Below are 15,638 nucleotides of genomic sequence, written 5' to 3' on the forward strand. Positions count from 1 at the left end.
AACGAGAAGACCATGCCCTCCACCGAACCATTGCCGGGAAATCTCCAGGCGCTGCTGCCGCGACTCGAAGCGCTGTACACCGACATCCACGCGCACCCCGAACTCTCGATGCAGGAGACCCGCACCGCCGGCCTGGCCGCCGACCACCTGCGCGCGGCCGGCTACGACGTGACCACCGGCGTCGGCAAGACCGGCGTGGTCGGCCTGCTGCGCAACGGCGACGGCCCCACCGTGATGCTGCGCGCCGACATGGACGCGCTGCCGGTCGAGGAAGCGACCGGCGCGCCGTACGCCAGCAAGGTCACCGCGACCGACCACGATGGCAACACGGTGCCGGTGATGCACGCCTGCGGCCACGACATGCACGTCGCCTGGCTGGTCGGCGCCGCGACGCTGCTGGCGCAGACCCGCGACAGCTGGCGGGGCACGCTGATGCCAGTGTTCCAGCCGGCGGAAGAGACGGCCGAAGGCGCTCAGGCGATGATCGACGACGGGCTGTTCAAGCGCTTCCCCAAGCCTGACGTGGTGCTGGGGCAGCATGTCATGGTGGGCCCGGCCGGCGCCGTCGGCGGGCGCAAGGGGGTGATCACCTCGGCCGCCGACAGCCTGCAGATCCGTCTGTTCGGGCGCGGCGCGCACGGCTCGATGCCGCAAGCCAGCATCGATCCGGTGGTGATGGCGGCGGCGACGGTGCTGCGGCTGCAGACCATCGTCGCCCGCGAGCTGGCGCCGACCGAGGCGGCGGTGCTCACGATCGGCTCGCTGCAGGCCGGCACCAAGGAAAACGTGATTCCCGACGAGGCCGTCATCAAGCTCAACGTGCGCACCTTCGACGAGGGCGTGCGCGCACGCGTACTCGCCGCGATCACCCGCATCGTCAACGCCGAGGCGGCGGCCTCCGGCGCGCCGAAGCCGCCGGAGATCACGCCGCTGGACAACTATTCGCTGGTCACCAACGACGACGTGGCGACCACGCGCGTGGTCGAGGCCTTCCACCGTCACTTTCCCGCCGAGCGCATCCGCGAAACCGGCCCGACCTCGGCCAGCGAGGACTTTGGCTCGTTCGGCGCCGAGTGGCAGGTGCCGTCGGTGTTCTGGTTCGTCGGCGGCACCGACCCCGACACCTATGCGAAAGCGAAGGCGGCGAACCGGCTCAACGAGATCCCGACCAACCACAACCCGCGCTTCCTGCCGGTGCTGCACCCGACCCTGCAGACCGGCGTGGAAACGCTGATGGTGGCCGCGCGGGCGTGGCTGGCGGCGCCCTGAGCCTTGGCAGCGCCGGCACCACGGCGCAAGGAACTGACATGGGAACCTGCGTCTTGCAGTGCGGCCGGATGTTCGATGGCGTCTCCGCACGCCTGAGCGGTCCGCTCGAGATCCTCGTGGAAGAGGACCGCATCGCGGCGATCGGACCCACGGTACGCCGGCCGCCCGATGCGCAGACGATCGACCTGTCGGAGCGCACCGTCAGCCCCGGCTTCATCGACTGCCACGTCCACCTGACCATGGATGCCGCCGACCTGGCGCAGCAGACGCTGGCCTCGTCCGCAACCAAGGCGCTGAAGGGGCTGAGCATCGCCCGCGAGTACATGCGCTACGGTTTCACCACCCTGCGCGACATGGGCTGCGTCGATCCGGACTTCCCCACCGTGGACCTGCGCAACGCACTCGCCGCCGGCCTCGTCGAGGGGCCGCGGCTGATCGTCGCCGCGCACATCATCAGCTCGTCGGCCGGGCACGGCGACCTGCGCGGGTTCTACGGGCCGCGCTGGGACATCCCCGTCTCCGCCCTCGCCGACGACGCGGGCGCGATCAAGGCGCTGGTGCGCCGCGAGCACACCTTCGGCAGCGACTGGATCAAGACCACCAACACCGGCGGCTACTTCAGCCCCGGCGACGACCCGGCCCGGGTGACGTGGTTCGACGACGAAATGAACCTGCTGGCCGCCACCGCGCGGCAACTGGGCATGCCGGTGGCGGTGCACACCGGCGCCGCCGACGGTTGCCGGCAGGCCATCCGCGCCGGCGCCCGCAGCCTGGAACACGCCTATCTGATCGACGCCGAGGCACTGGCGATGGCGCAGCAGGCCGGTGCCTGGCTGGTACCGACGATGCAGATGACCCAGGAAGACCTGCACGCCCTGCACGAGCACACCTTGCCGTGCCAGGCGGTGTGGAAGTTCAGCCGCGACAGCGGCTCGATCGTCGCATCGCAGCGGCTGCTCGCACAGAGCGAGGTGAAAATCGCCTACGGCACCGACTGCGGCATGTTCCCCTTCAGCCACGGCATCCTCGAATTCCAGGCAATGGTGGCGGCGGGCCTCACGCCGCTGCGCACGCTGAAAGCCGCCACCAGCGTCGCGGCGGAACTGCTCGGCCAGGACGACATCGGCGTACTCGCGGCCGGCAAGCACGCCGACATCGTGGCCATGCCGGGCGACCCGCTGGCCGACATCGGCGTCACCGCCAGGGTGGATTTCGTGATGAAGAGCGGGCGCGTCTATCGCGGACCGGCGACTGCGACGAGCCACTGAAGACTGGAACGCGACGTGACCCGTCAACGGGGGCCGCGGGCTCCGCCGGCGCTCAGCCGAACTGCACCGACAGCATCGAGATCGAGCCGCCGTCCATGCCCTCGACCGGGAACGTCGCCGCGTCGCCTTCGCCGCTGGCGCCGAGCACGTACAGCAGCGGCAGGTAGTGCTCCGGCGTGGGCACCGACAGCTCCGCGTCCGCACCCAGCGACTCGTAGTTCACCAGCGACTCGTGGTCGCCCCGCAGCATCAGTTCGCGCACCCGCGACTCGAAACGCAGCGCCCAGGCGAACGGCTCGACCGGATGCCGGCCCCAGGCGTAGCTGTGCAGGTTGTGCACCACGTCGCCGCTGCCGATCAGCAGGATGCCCTCGTCGCGCAACGGCCGCAGCAGCCGGCCCAGCCCGTAATGGAACGCCGGCGGCTGCGACTCGTCGATCGAAAGCTGCACCACCGGCACGTCGGCGGCGGGAAACACATGACGCAGCACCGACCAGGTGCCGTGGTCCAGCCCCCACGCAAGATCCGCGCGCACGTCCAGCGGCTGCAGCAGTTCGCGCACGCGACGCACCAGATCGAGATCACCGGGCGCAGGATATTGCACCTCGAACAGCTCGCGCGGGAAGCCGCCGAAATCGTGGATGGTGCGCGGCGCCGCCATTGCGGTGACCGCGGTGCCCGGCAGGTACCAGTGCGCCGACACCGACAGCACCGCACGCGGCCGCGGCAGGCGCTGGCCGAGCGCCGCCCAACTTCGGCTCCAGTCGTTGTCGTGCAGGGCGTTCATCGGATTGCCGTGCCCGAGGAAAACCGTCGGCATACGCGTATTCATGGCATGTCCCGTGAGTGGTGGTGAACGAGCCGCGCCGACGGCAAGGCCCGCCATGGCCGCGGGTTTCTCGATCGGCGGCACGCACGCCGCGGAGGCCGGCCTTCGAGCGTGCCCGCGGGCCCCAGTTTCATGCACGTATTGGTTACATGCTCCGCGTTAGTCTGCCGTGATCGTCAGTGCAACATCCAACCATATGGAAGGCCATCTGCCGGCCTCTCAGCGGGCAGGTTGCCAATGCCCCACAACCTCGGGTTGAGGAGAAAGCCGTGGCCGCCATGCCGGCATCACCAAAAAATTTCGAGGGGTTCGAAGCCCTGCCGATCGCCGGAACCTGGCGCAGCGGCCGATCCACCCGCCACAACACCGACATCGATCCCTACACCGGCGACACCTTGGTCACGATTCCGCTGGCCGCCACGCAGGACGTGGACGATGCCTACTTGGCGGCCGGCGCGGCGCAGGCCGCCTGGGCCGCCACCGCGCCGGCCGAGCGTGCGCTCGTAATGCACAACGCCGTGCGCGTCTTCGACGAGCGCCGCGAGGAGATCCTGTCGTGGCTGATCCGCGAAGCCGGCTCGACCCGGCTGAAGGCAAACATCGAATGCGACAGCGCGCGGGCGGTCACGCTGGAGGCCGCCTCGTTCCCGTACCGCGTGGCCGGCCGCATCCTGGCCTCGGACATTCCCGGCAAGGAGAACCGGGTCTACCGTCGCGCACTGGGCGTGATCGGCATCATCAGTCCGTGGAATTTCCCGCTGCATCTGACCCAGCGCTCGCTGGCACCGGCGCTGGCGCTGGGCAACGCGGTGGTGGTCAAGCCGGCCAGCGACACTCCGGTCAGCGGCGGCCTGCTGCTGGCGAAGATCTTCGAGGAGGCCGGCCTGCCGCCCGGCGTGCTCAACGTCATCGTGGGCGCGGGCAGCGAGATCGGCGATTACTTCGTGGCACACCCGCAGCCCCGGCTGATCTCCTTCACCGGCTCAACCGCCGTGGGCCAGGGCATCGGCCGCCTCGCCAGCAGCGGCACGCACCTGAAGCGGGTGGCGCTGGAACTGGGCGGCAACAGCCCGTTCGTGGTGCTGGGCGACGCCGATGTGGAACAGGCCGCGCGCGCCGCGGTGTTCGGCCGCTTCCTGCACCAAGGCCAGATCTGCATGAGCGTCAACCGCATCATCGTCGACGCGCAGCTGCATGATGCGTTCGTCGAGCGCTTCGTGGCGCGCACGCGGACGCTGCAGGTGGGCGACCCGAATGACATCGCCACCGCGATCGGCCCGATCATCGACGCCGCCCAGCTGCGCGGCATCGTCGAGAAGATCGCGCTGGCCAAACAGCAGGGCGCCACCGAGTTGCTGGGCGGCGAGGCCGATGGGCAGCTGCTGCCGCCGCACGTATTCACCGACGTCCCGGCGGACAGCTCGCTGTTCCGCGACGAATCGTTCGGCCCCATCGTGCCGATCGTGCGCGCGAAGGACGAGGCCGACGCGCTGCGGCTGGCCAACGCCACCGGTTACGGCCTGTCCAGCGCGGTGTTCTGCGGCGACATCGATCGCGGCGTGCGCTTCGCCCAGCGCATCGAGGCGGGCATGACTCACGTCAACGACATGTCGGTGAACGACGAACCGCATGTGCCGTTCGGCGGCGAGAAGAATTCCGGCATCGGGCGTTTCGGCGGCGAGTGGATCATCGACGAGTTCACCGCGGCCCACTGGATCTCGGTGCAGCACGTCCCACGCAGCTACCCGTTCTAGACCGCCGGCACGAACCATCACGAGCAGGACCATCCGCATGGCAACCGCAAACAGCATCCAGAGCAAGCCCGGCCCGGGCAGCGGCGGGCTGGTCATCCGCGGCGTACTGCCGGTCCTCGCTGATCTTCACCGGCGTCTGGCGCACTGCGCTGGGCAACGAACTCCGCTCCGGATGATCGCGGCTCCGGAGCACATATCGACAACCATGCAAGCGGGAGCCATGTCATGCACATCGCCTTGATCGGGGTCAGTGGGCGCGTCGGCTCGCGTCTGCTGGCAGAGTTGCTCCGGCGCGGCCACCACGTCACCGGTATCGCCCGCAATGCCGCGATGGTGGCCGCCCAACCACGGCTGGTGCTGAAGAACGCCGACGCGAACCAGCCGGCACAACTGGCGCCGCTGCTGGAAGGCCACGACGCCGTGGTTAGCGCGATGAAATTCGCCAGCACCGATGCGGCGGCACTGATCGCCGCGGTGAAGCAGGCCGGTGCGCAGCGGCTGGCAGTGGTGGGTGGGGCCGGCAGCCTGGAAGTCGCGCCCGGCCAGGCACTGATCGACGCACCGGACTTCCCGGCGGCGTACAAACCGGAGGCGGAAGCCGGGCGCCGCTTCCTCGACATGCTGCGCAAGGAACCGCAGCTGGACTGGACCTTCCTGTCGCCCTCCGCCGAGTTCGCTCCCGGCGACCGCACCGGGACATTCCGCCTCGGCGGCGACCGCCTGCTCACCGACGCGAATGGCCGCAGCTGGATCTCGATGGAAGACTTCGCGATCGCCATGGCCGACGAACTGGAGACACCCAGGCATTCGCGGCAACGCTTCACCGTCGGTTACTGACACCCATCCGCATCGAACCCCGTTCCTCGGCCGTTTCACCCAAGGATCCCGCCATGAAGAAGAAACCCGTCACCGACCGGGCATCCCTGCTGCGCAAGCAGCGTGCGCCGCTGGTCACACCCACCGACCTCGATGCCAGGGCCACCCGCGATGTGGCCGGCGCGATGAACGCGATCCTGGCCGACGTGTTCGCGCTGTACCTCAAGACCAAGAACTTCCACTGGCACATGAGTGGGCCGCATTTCCGCGACTACCACCTGATGCTCGACGAGCAGGGCGACCAGCTGTTCGCGATGACCGACCCGATCGCCGAGCGCGTGCGCAAGCTCGGCGGCACCACGCTGCGCTCGATCGGCCACATCGCACGGCTGCAGCGGGTCGACGACAACGACGCCGAATACGTCGAGCCGGCGGACATGCTGGCCGAACTGCGCGAGGACAACCTGGCGCTGGCCGCGCGCCTGCGCGAAGCCCATGAAGTCTGCGACAAGCGCCGCGACATCGCCACCGCCAGCCTGATCGAGAACTGGATCGACGAGACCGAACGGCGCACCTGGTTCCTGTTCGAGACCGCCCGCCGCAGCGATTCGACCGGCCACTGAAAGGCCCATCCGCACTTCCGCGGCAACACCACCCACTTCCGAGGAACCCCCATGAAGACCTACAAAGTCGGCTATCTCGTCGGCAGCCTCGCCAAGGGCTCGATCAACCGCCTGCTGGCCAAGGCGCTCGTGCGGCTCGCACCACCGGGGCTGCAGCTGGTGGAGATCCCGATCCGCGAGCTGCCGCTGTACAGCTACGACTACGACGCCGACTACCCGCCGGTGGCACGCGCGTTCAAGCAGGCCATCGCCGAGGTCGATGCGGTGCTGTTCGTCACCCCGGAGTACAACCGCTCGATTCCCGGCGCGCTGAAGAACGCGATCGACTGGGCCAGCCGGCCGTGGGGCAAGAACTCGTTCGCGCGCAAGCCGTCCGGCGTGATCGGCACCTCGCCCGGCGCGATCGGCACCGCGGTCGCCCAGCAGCAGTTGCGCGGCGTGCTGTGCTTCTGCAACTCGCCGCTGATGAACACCATGGAGGCATACATCCAGTTCAGGCCGGGGCTGATCGCCGAGGATGGCACGGTCAGCGACGAATCGACCACCGAATTCCTCGGCAACTACATGAAGGAACTGCACCTGTTCATCGAGCGCGTGCTGATCGTGCTGCCTCGCGAGGGCTGAGCGAAACCGCGGCGGGCGCATGGCCGGATCCGCCACGGCGGGGACTCCGTCCACGCGCCTGACCGTGCATGCCGCCCTGGTCGGCAACCTGCTGGTCGCCACCACCAAGACCGTGGCGGCGGCACGGACCGGCAGTTCGGCCATGCTCAGCGAGGCAGTGCATTCCTTCGTCGACACCGGCAACGAGGTCCTGCTGCTGTAAGGCATGCGCCGCTCGCAACGCCGGGCCGACCCGGAGCATCCGCTGTGGGCTACGGTCGCGAGCTGTATTTCTGGAGCTTCATCGTGGCGCTGCTGGTGTTCGCGCTCGGTGCGGGCGTGTCGCTCTACCGGGGCATCCGGCATGCCCGCCAGCCGCGGCCGATCAGCCTGCGGATTCGCCGGCTCCACCCGGAGGTCGTGGCACTGTTCGTGAAACCGCAGACCCACCGGGCTTTCCGGGAAAGCGTTCACCGACGGGCGGGCGAGCCTCCGGAAACCGGATGACCGCCGCCCGGCGAAGGCCAGGCGACGATCATCGTGCTCTTCCGGCTTGCGCCCTACTTGCTTCCGATCTGTGCGTCGACGCTGGCCGTACCGCCGCCATTCCTGACGAACCACAGCAGGCCGCCGGCGATCGAGAGGTTCTTCATGAAATTGATCGCCTGCGCCTGGTCGGCAAAATGCGTGTGCGCGACCAGCGCCGAGCCCACGCTGAACAACGCGATCACGGCCGCCACCCAACGGGTCTTGAAACCGAACAGCAGGGCCAGCCCGCCGCCCAGTTCAATCAGGATCACCAGGGGCGTCACCAGGCCGACCATGGGGATGCCCATCGAGGCCAAATAGCCTTCCGTGCCGCTGAACCCGGTCAGCTTCTGCCAGCCGGAGATGATGAAAAGCTGCGCCATCAGGATGGCGTGCCACTACGCTGATCAACTTGTCCACGACGTTCTCCTCGGATCTCGTCAGATTGAATATGCCGGCTCGTCCAGGACGGGCGGCATGCCCGGATTGGGCTTGAACCTCGCAACATCAACATGGCCGGATGACCAGCGGTCACACACGTCGTCCGGCTGCGATCATCGCCCTGGAGACGACGGCACGCAATCCGTCCACAGGCCCGGACGGGAGACGCGGGCGCCCATGGTTGCGGGTGCCCCGCGGGTTCCGATGAGGGAAAGCCTTCTGCCATTTCTTGCGGCAAGGCACGCTGTCCGCACCTTGCCTCTGGCCGCCTCGGGCCTTCACCTTTCTTGTACCGCCGGCGGCATGGTTTTTCCGAACAGCCCGACCCCTCGCGTGGCCGATCTACCGAGGCCGCCTACTTTCGCCTGCGGCGCGTACGGCACTTGGACCAGCAAGCTCCTTGGCGGGGTGTCTCAAGAACAAGTAGCACCAGATTGGGAAATGAACGGAGCTGGTGGTGACCGACGCGGAGCGCGCGGAGCTGCTGGCACGGCTGGCGATCCGCAAGGCGCCTGCGATTCCATGCGCACTTCATCTCCGCCTGTGCCCCTTGGCTCAATCGGGTCGAACGTTCTCCCGGCAAGATCAGCGAGCAAAGGATCAGGCGCAGCACACGCACCCGCGTGGCTGGTCTGGAGCAATCCATTCGCGAGTACGTCGACCGGCGCAACGCCGATCCCAGGCCTTTCGTCCGGTACAAGAGCGCCGGTACGATTCTCGCCAAGCTCGCGCGGGCAACGGCCAGCCTCGTTCAAACTTTTTCTTGGGACACGACGCCAAGGATGCCCTGGTTCGCGCGCCAGGTCACCCGGCATTCCTTGCCCGGACCCGCACCGGACGCCAGCCCCCATCCGTGAAGCGACCGTGTGACGGCCGGCAGGTGGGCAGAACGGTCATGCGGCAAACTTGTCGATCAATGCGGATCCACAACAAGCATCGTGAATCCGCTTACCGGCTTGCCCTTTACCGCACTCTTCGCGCCCACCAGGAAAATCTCGTGCGATGCGGGGTCAAGCGCCAAGGTACGCGCGCTTTTCAGCGTCGGGACGGCCTTTGCGGAAGAGTAGTGGTCTTTGTCCACCTGGTGGATCACGTCCAGCACGCCTTCCCGGCTCGAACTGAAAACCGTGTGGGTCCGAGCATCGTAGGCGACCGCATCGGGGGCCTTGCCGATCGGCAGCCTGGCGACCTGATGTCCGGAGCCGGCATCCATGACGATCAGCCATCCGTTCGCGCACACGGAAAACAGCCGCTGGTTCACCGCGTCCAGTGCGAGGCCGGTCGGACCTTCGCATGGCGACAGGGACCAGGTCTGCTTTACGGCATTGGCCCTTGTATCGATATGCGCCAGCTCGCCCTTGTCCTCGAGATTGACGTACACGTTTCCATGCCCATCGCTTGTGGCGAATTCGGGGTTGCCCGCAAGGGCGATGGTCTGCAGCTCTTTGCCGAGCCTGGGATCGATCACGCTTATGCTGTTGCTGTCCCCGTTCATCGCCAGGACATGCGACGTCGCGCTGTCGTAAATGATGGCGTCGGGATCTTTTCCGCCAACGGGAATGCTGCCTGCCACGGCGAGTGTCTTGAGATCCACGACGCTGACATCGTTCGCGCCCCCGTTGGTGACGTAGGCACGCTGCAGATCCGGCACCAGCGCAACGCCATGTGCGTGTTTCATCCCCGGGATCTCCTTGACCACCTTGCCGCTTTTCGTGTCGACAACCATGACGCGATTGTCGCGAGCGACGAAGAGACGATTGGTGGAAGGGTCGAGCGTCAAATAGTCCCAGCCACCCGATCCTCCCAGCGCGTACTGATGCGTAACCCGGTAGTTACCCGACGGTGGCGCAGCAGCCCATGACGGAGCCGCGACCATGCACGCGAGGGTCAGAACCCATGCCATTGTCTTCAATTGATCATCCTCAGCTACGCAAGTTGACTGACACGCAGGTGGCGAGTCTAGCCAGAAGGACCACGCATCGGCAGCTTACGGATCGGTAAGTGCGCAGCAACTTGTCTGTCACAGCCCCCGCCTAGCTTCGAGGGACTTCCCACTCCCCAGCCCCACCACGCTCCGCGCGGTGGAACGGATGGTTTGTCCCCGATTGAGGCCAGCTCGATGCACCGTTCAAAATTACGCGTTGCCCTGCTTAGTTGCACCATCCTCTCGTGTCTCGGGGCACTGAGCGCGCCGACGGATGTGTTTGCTTTTGCGGCTACGGCGTCGGATACGCCGGCCCCGGCGCATGACGGATCGACAGCGAGCGACACTGCCAACGCAAGTGGCGCCGATCGCCAGCACAGGCAGAAGTCCAAGCAGGCAGTAAAAGACCTGCAGGGAGTCAGTGTCGTAGCCCCGCGCACGTCCGATGACATTGCCCGCAAGACGCAGGAAAACGCGCCCAACCTGATCAATATTCGTACCGAGGAACAAATCCGGGCGCTGCCCGATGTGAGTGCCGCCGAAGCCGTTCGCCGCATTCCCGGCATCTCGCTGGAAACCGACGAGGGCGAAGGTCGCTATGTCAACATCCGCGGGTTCGACGCCGATCTGAACAGCACCACCTACGCTGGTGTCCGGCTTCTTCCCACCAACAATGCCTCGCCGTTCGGCGGTTATCGCGGCGTGGCCCTGGATTCCATCCCGGTGGGCTTCATCGGCGCCGTCAAGGTGACGAAGTCGAACCTGCCGAGCCAGGATGCGGAGGCCCTCGGCGGCACGATCGAAGTGCTGCCGAAACGGGCCCCCGATGAGCAGGGCGCGTTTTTCGAGGGCAGCGCGGGCGGCGGTTACGAGCCGCTGCGCGGCACGCCGATCAGCGAATTCTCGCTGGTGGGAGGTGGCCGATTCGGTCCCTTCTCGATCGTCCTGACGGCATCGGGCCACAGCGATTCACGCGGCATCGATGACGTCGAGCCCGCCTATTTCAACGATTCGGCGCATCCGTACCAGGCGGTGAACGATATCGAGCAGCGCGATTACGAGCTGCACCGCCGGCGCCACGGCTACGCGATGGATATCGACTATCAGCCCGATGACGACAACGACTGGTACTTCCGTGCCTTCGATGCGGGCTACACGGAAAGATACAAGCGCCAGTTCATGGACATCCTGCCTGACGGCAACACCACGGTGCTGTCGAACGGAACGCTGCAAGACACCCTCTCTTTCCCGGGCGCGATCACCAAATCGCTGCGCGACGAGCAGGAAACGTCCACCGAGCGACTCTACATGCTGGGCGGCAAGAACATCCTGGGCGACACGACCGTGGACTATCACGTCGCCTACGTCGAGGGCACGTACAAGAAGCCCTTCGACTACAACTCCACGTTCACGTACAACTCCCCTTCCACGCCAGCGGGGCAAATCACGTACGGCCCGACGGGTCCCGGCCACGTTCCCGTCTACACGCTCTCGAACGCGCCGGGCTACCTCGATCCGGCCAACTACGCACTGACCAGCCTCAGCAACAGCACGGCGTACAACTTCGACCGTGAAATGTCGTACGCCATCAATTCCGATACGCCGGTGAATTGGGGGAGCCTGACGGATCAAAACCTGCGGTTCGGCCTGAGCGTGCGCCAGCGGCATAAACGGACGACGGCACAACCGTACACGCTCAATCCCACTGCCCTGCCATTGACCGCCGTCTCAAGCGGTTCCAACGAAACCTACTACGACGAGCTCTATCAGAACGGCGTGGATATCGCCCCCGGCGTCTTGCGGGGCATCTTTGGCCAAGGCACGATCGAGGCCGGCGATGTATTGAGCGCTCAGCAGCAGTACCTCGACGCGCATGAGGACATTTCCGCGGCCTACGGTGAATACACGGGCAGCTACGGCAACCTCGGCATACTCGCCGGCGTTCGTTTCGAACAGACGCACGATCGAAGCGGCGCATTCTCCGCCGGCATGGACGCCTCCGGCAATCCATTCGCGTATCCGATCAACATCAAGCACAACTACGACAATTTCTTCCCAAGCCTCCAGTTTCGCTATGAACTGGCGCCCGACACGATCCTGCGCGCGGCTTATTCGTCGACCATTGGCCGCCCGGGCTTCAACCAGGCCAACCCGGCGCTGGCGATCGACGTGGGCTCGGGCATCGTCACCACCGGCAACCCGTCGCTGAAACCAGCGACGGCCAACAGCTTCGATTTCAGCATCGAGCACTACCTGGACGGCGGCGGCATCATGTCCGCCGGGGTGTTCGACAAGGAAATCTCCAACTACATCATCCCGATCGAGACGACCCAGACACTGCCGAACAACAACCTGTACCCGGGCAGTCCGCAGCCGTTCCATATCTTCACGTTCGAAAACATCGGCTCCGCATACGCGCGCGGCCTGGAGCTGAACTGGGTTCAACAGTTCCGCAACCTGCCGGGCTGGCTCGATGGCCTGGGTGCCAGCGCCAACTACACTTGGGTCAATTCGCGCATCCAGATCCGTCCCGGCGAGTATTCGCTGCTCCCGTCGACATCGAAGAACACCTGGAACGCCTCGATCTTCTACAAGCGCGCTGGTCTCTCGCTGAACCTGGCGGCGTATTCGGTATCGTCCGACCTGTTCGGCATCGGCACCGATCGCACCAGCGACATCTACAACGCACGCCGCACATCGATGGACTTCAGCGCCAGCTACGAGTTTCCGGCAGACTGGTCGATCTATTTCTACGCCAAGAACCTGCTCGATACGCCCCATGCATTCTATCAGGGCACTCCGGACCGCCCGATCCAGCGCGAGTTCTATGGGATAACCTACATGGCAGGTGTGCGCTTCGAGTTCTGATCGGATCCGGGACGACATGCCGGTATCCGGCCGCGCCAGCCACCGTGGACCGCGCCAACTTCAACGGGCCGGTCCACGGGCGTGTGGCGGTCCTTCCACATGCCGTGCCGGTTTGATCGGAGTCGGCTTCCGCACCGGCTGGCCCTTGAGCGCACTTTGGATAGTCCTGCCCGACGCAGCGAAGCAATCGCCTCATGAACATCCTGCTGATCGAAGACGACGCCGAGACCCAGGCCTATATCACCAGGGAGCTGACGAAACTTGGCCATGTGGTCGAACAGACGATGGACGGCCGGGAAGGATTGCAGCGCGCCTCATCGCAGGAACACGACGTACTCGTCATCGATCGCATGTTGCCGGGACTTGACGGCATGAGCCTGGTGAGAGCGTTGCGGTCGGCGCGCGTGGTTACGCCGGTCTTGATGCTGACGGCGTTGGGCGACGTGGATCAGCGCGTCGAAGGCATCGACGCCGGCGCCGACGACTATCTTTCGAAACCCTTCGCATTCAGCGAACTGGCGGCTCGCGTCAGTTCGCTGGCAAGGCGGATGCAAATGGCGGCGCCTTCGGAGACGCTGCTGCGCGTGGCCGATCTCGAACTGGATCTGCTCAAGCGCGAGGCCTGCCGGGGCGGTCATGTCATCGACCTGCAGGCGCGTGAAATCCGCCTGCTCGAATACCTCATGCGTCATGCCGGCCACATCGTCACCCGCGCAATGCTGCTCGAAAACGTGTGGGAATATCAATTCGATCCACGGACCAGCGTCGTGGAGACGCACATGAGCCGGCTTCGCGCCAAGATCGACCGCGGCTTCCCCGGCGGCGAACTCATTGATACGGTGCGGGGCGCAGGTTACATACTGCGCTTGCCGGACAGACACTGAATCGTGAACATCCGCACCAAGGAGCAGATCTCCCGGCTGTTGCACAGCGCCGCATTTCGACTCGGCGTTCTGCAAGCCGCATCGTTCGCCTTCGCGGCACTCGTGCTGTTTGCGATTACCTGGGTTTCCGTAAGCGGCTATGTCACCGCACAACTCCGTCAGGAAATCAGCGACGAATCGAGCGAAATGACCGCCGTGCCCGGCAGCATTCGCGTGGCCTCGATCAACAAAGCCGTTGCTCATGCGCAAAAGGGAACGTTCTTCTACGGACTGTTTTCCCCCCGTGGCGATCGCATCGCGGGCAGTCTGGCAAAGATGCCGCCGTCACTCGGTTGGACCAGGTTGCACGAACTTCGCCATATCGATAGCAAGCACTCCGTGCCCGGCCACCTTCTGATCAATTCGTCCCGTCTCGAGGACGGCAACATCCTGGCGGTGGCCCACGGGACGTTGCAGGCGGACCAACTGAATGAACTCCTGTTGCAGTCCTTCATCTGGGCCGGGCTCGCGGCCGTGGTGCTGGCACTGGCCGGTGGCGTGCTTACGGCCAGAAGTTACCTGAGCAAGGTCGAGACGATCACTCAGGCCGCATCGAACATCGTCAAGGGCGATCTGGGCACGCGAATCGTGGTAACGGATCGCGACGACGAATTCGACCGCCTCGCCCGCTCGCTGAACCGAATGCTGGCCCGACTTCAGTCACTGATGGAGGGCATGCGCCAGGTCTCCAACGATATCGCCCACGATCTGCGTACACCTTTGACGCACTTGCGCCACAAGCTTGAAGCCACGACGCTTCAGGTCACCAGCGTCGAAGGCTACCGGGAATCCTGCACGACGGCCCTGGCCGACGTCGACCATGTGCTGGCTACCTTTGCGGCTTTGCTCAGGATCGCGCAAATCGAGAACCAGAAGCAGCAGGAAAACTTCACTGATGTTGATCTCTCGGGCTTGCTTGGCGTGCTGGTCGGCGACTTCGCACCCGTATTCGAGGATCAGGGCCGCAGTCTTCATGCCCGAATCCATCCGGGCGCGATTGTGCGCGGCGATGCGATGCTGTTGACGCAGATGTTCGCCAACCTGGTCGAAAACGCGCTGCATCACACCCCGCCCCACACACCCGTATTTCTGTCGTTGCTGCCGATGCCCGGATGTGCCCGGGCGATTGTTCGCGACACGGGACCAGGCATCCCGAAGCACGAGCGCGAACGCGTACTGCAACGCTTCGTCCGCCTGGACTCCTCTCGAAGCACGCCCGGGAGCGGCCTCGGACTCGCGCTCGTGACCGCAGTCGCCCAGCTGCACGAGATCACGGTAAGCCTGGGCGATGGCGAACCCGGCCTCGCCGTGCAAATCGACTTTCAACGACCCGTCTAGGCGCCGCGCAAGGCCTCGCGCCGATTCAGCACGCAGACACGCGACCGGCCGCCGCCCCGGTCCACGGGGCGCCTATCGCGCGACCGCCAAAGACGATGGGTGCCGCAGCGCCCATCATTTTCAATCCCCCGATGTCTCCGCGATCGGGGGCGGGCAATACATCCGGAACTCCGGCAGATGCGTGTTGGCGCGGCACGTGGTGGCCGCCTTCATCGTCACCTCGATGCAGGCGTCCGTGAACACGCCGCCGGTCTTGAGGAAGTCACGATCCTTGTCCGGCGCTTCCAGCGCGGCGTCGAGGCTGGAGCACACCTGCGGGATGGTCTTTTCTTCTTCATCGGCCGCTGCGCCCACTGAATAGCCATCGAATGCGGTCGACACCCGTCGAGGGTTCGGCACTCTCCACGCCTGTCGACGGCATCCCGTTATTTCTTGCAGCAATGCGTTCCGCCAC

12 protein-coding genes and 2 pseudogenes are annotated in these 15,638 nt (G+C 65.6%); 10 read left to right on the forward strand and 4 right to left on the reverse strand.

The window, feature by feature from the left end; genetic code table 11:
• Positions 1 to 12: 12 nt before the first annotated feature.
• The gene (locus RHOOR92_RS0104480; RefSeq protein WP_027489717.1) at positions 13 to 1,269 is read left to right on the forward strand and encodes a M20 family metallopeptidase; all 1,257 of its coding nucleotides are present in this window, start codon (positions 13 to 15) and stop codon (positions 1,267 to 1,269) included.
• 38 nt (positions 1,270 to 1,307) lie between these two features.
• A complete protein-coding gene (locus RHOOR92_RS0104485) occupies positions 1,308 to 2,537 on the forward strand; it encodes an amidohydrolase family protein (protein ID WP_027489718.1) in 1,230 nt (409 codons plus the stop codon).
• 52 nt (positions 2,538 to 2,589) lie between these two features.
• On the opposite strand, the gene ygiD is transcribed toward RHOOR92_RS0104485, so the two are convergent.
• Positions 2,590 to 3,369 carry a 4,5-DOPA dioxygenase extradiol gene (gene ygiD, locus RHOOR92_RS0104490; protein ID WP_027489719.1) on the reverse strand — a complete coding sequence of 260 codons (780 nt, stop codon included), beginning with the start codon at positions 3,367 to 3,369 and terminating at the stop codon, positions 2,590 to 2,592.
• A 275-nt stretch (positions 3,370 to 3,644) separates the two neighbouring features.
• On the opposite strand from ygiD, the gene RHOOR92_RS0104495 reads away from it, so the two are divergent.
• From RHOOR92_RS0104495 to RHOOR92_RS19195, 5 genes and pseudogenes are all read left to right on the forward strand, one after another.
• Complete coding sequence (locus tag RHOOR92_RS0104495) at positions 3,645 to 5,120, forward strand: aldehyde dehydrogenase family protein (protein WP_027489720.1); 1,476 nt, start codon at positions 3,645 to 3,647, stop codon at positions 5,118 to 5,120.
• 225 nt (positions 5,121 to 5,345) lie between these two features.
• Entirely contained in the window at positions 5,346 to 5,957 is a 612-nt protein-coding gene (locus tag RHOOR92_RS0104500; RefSeq protein WP_015446414.1) for an NAD(P)-dependent oxidoreductase, read from the forward strand.
• A gap of 53 nt (positions 5,958 to 6,010) precedes the next feature.
• A complete protein-coding gene (locus RHOOR92_RS0104505) occupies positions 6,011 to 6,559 on the forward strand; it encodes a DNA starvation/stationary phase protection protein (protein ID WP_027489721.1) in 549 nt (182 codons plus the stop codon).
• 51 nt (positions 6,560 to 6,610) lie between these two features.
• The gene (locus tag RHOOR92_RS0104510) at positions 6,611 to 7,183 is read left to right on the forward strand and encodes an NADPH-dependent FMN reductase (RefSeq protein ID WP_007510216.1); all 573 of its coding nucleotides are present in this window, start codon (positions 6,611 to 6,613) and stop codon (positions 7,181 to 7,183) included.
• A 19-nt stretch (positions 7,184 to 7,202) separates the two neighbouring features.
• A pseudogene (locus RHOOR92_RS19195) lies at positions 7,203 to 7,546 on the forward strand (cation transporter); the annotation flags it as partial.
• A gap of 176 nt (positions 7,547 to 7,722) precedes the next feature.
• Here RHOOR92_RS19195 and RHOOR92_RS0104525 read toward each other — a convergent pair.
• Together RHOOR92_RS0104525 and RHOOR92_RS0104530 are read right to left on the reverse strand one after the other, a co-directional pair.
• On the reverse strand, positions 7,723 to 8,073 hold the full coding sequence (locus RHOOR92_RS0104525; RefSeq protein ID WP_037114865.1) for a DoxX family protein: 351 nt from the start codon (positions 8,071 to 8,073) through the stop codon (positions 7,723 to 7,725).
• Positions 8,074 to 9,044: 971 nt separating this feature from the next.
• Positions 9,045 to 10,034, reverse strand: coding sequence for a YncE family protein (locus RHOOR92_RS0104530; protein WP_027489722.1), 990 nt, complete (start codon positions 10,032 to 10,034; stop codon positions 9,045 to 9,047).
• Positions 10,035 to 10,250: 216 nt separating this feature from the next.
• On the opposite strand from RHOOR92_RS0104530, the gene RHOOR92_RS0104535 reads away from it, so the two are divergent.
• The 3 genes from RHOOR92_RS0104535 (at position 10,251) to RHOOR92_RS0104545 (ending at position 15,184) form a co-directional block, all read left to right on the forward strand.
• Positions 10,251 to 12,923, forward strand: a complete 2,673-nt coding sequence (locus RHOOR92_RS0104535) for a TonB-dependent receptor (protein ID WP_027489723.1) — start codon at positions 10,251 to 10,253, stop codon at positions 12,921 to 12,923.
• 194 nt (positions 12,924 to 13,117) lie between these two features.
• Positions 13,118 to 13,807, forward strand: coding sequence for a response regulator transcription factor (locus RHOOR92_RS0104540; protein WP_007510205.1), 690 nt, complete (start codon positions 13,118 to 13,120; stop codon positions 13,805 to 13,807).
• A 3-nt stretch (positions 13,808 to 13,810) separates the two neighbouring features.
• A complete protein-coding gene (locus RHOOR92_RS0104545) occupies positions 13,811 to 15,184 on the forward strand; it encodes an ATP-binding protein (RefSeq protein ID WP_015446409.1) in 1,374 nt (457 codons plus the stop codon).
• Between the two features lie 120 nt (positions 15,185 to 15,304).
• Here RHOOR92_RS0104545 and RHOOR92_RS0104550 read toward each other — a convergent pair.
• A pseudogene (locus tag RHOOR92_RS0104550) lies at positions 15,305 to 15,520 on the reverse strand (hypothetical protein); the annotation flags it as partial.
• Between the last annotated feature and the right edge of the window lie 118 nt (positions 15,521 to 15,638).

It is taken from the genome of Rhodanobacter sp. OR92 (genome assembly GCF_000427545.1).
GTDB classification, from domain to species: domain Bacteria; phylum Pseudomonadota; class Gammaproteobacteria; order Xanthomonadales; family Rhodanobacteraceae; genus Rhodanobacter; species Rhodanobacter denitrificans.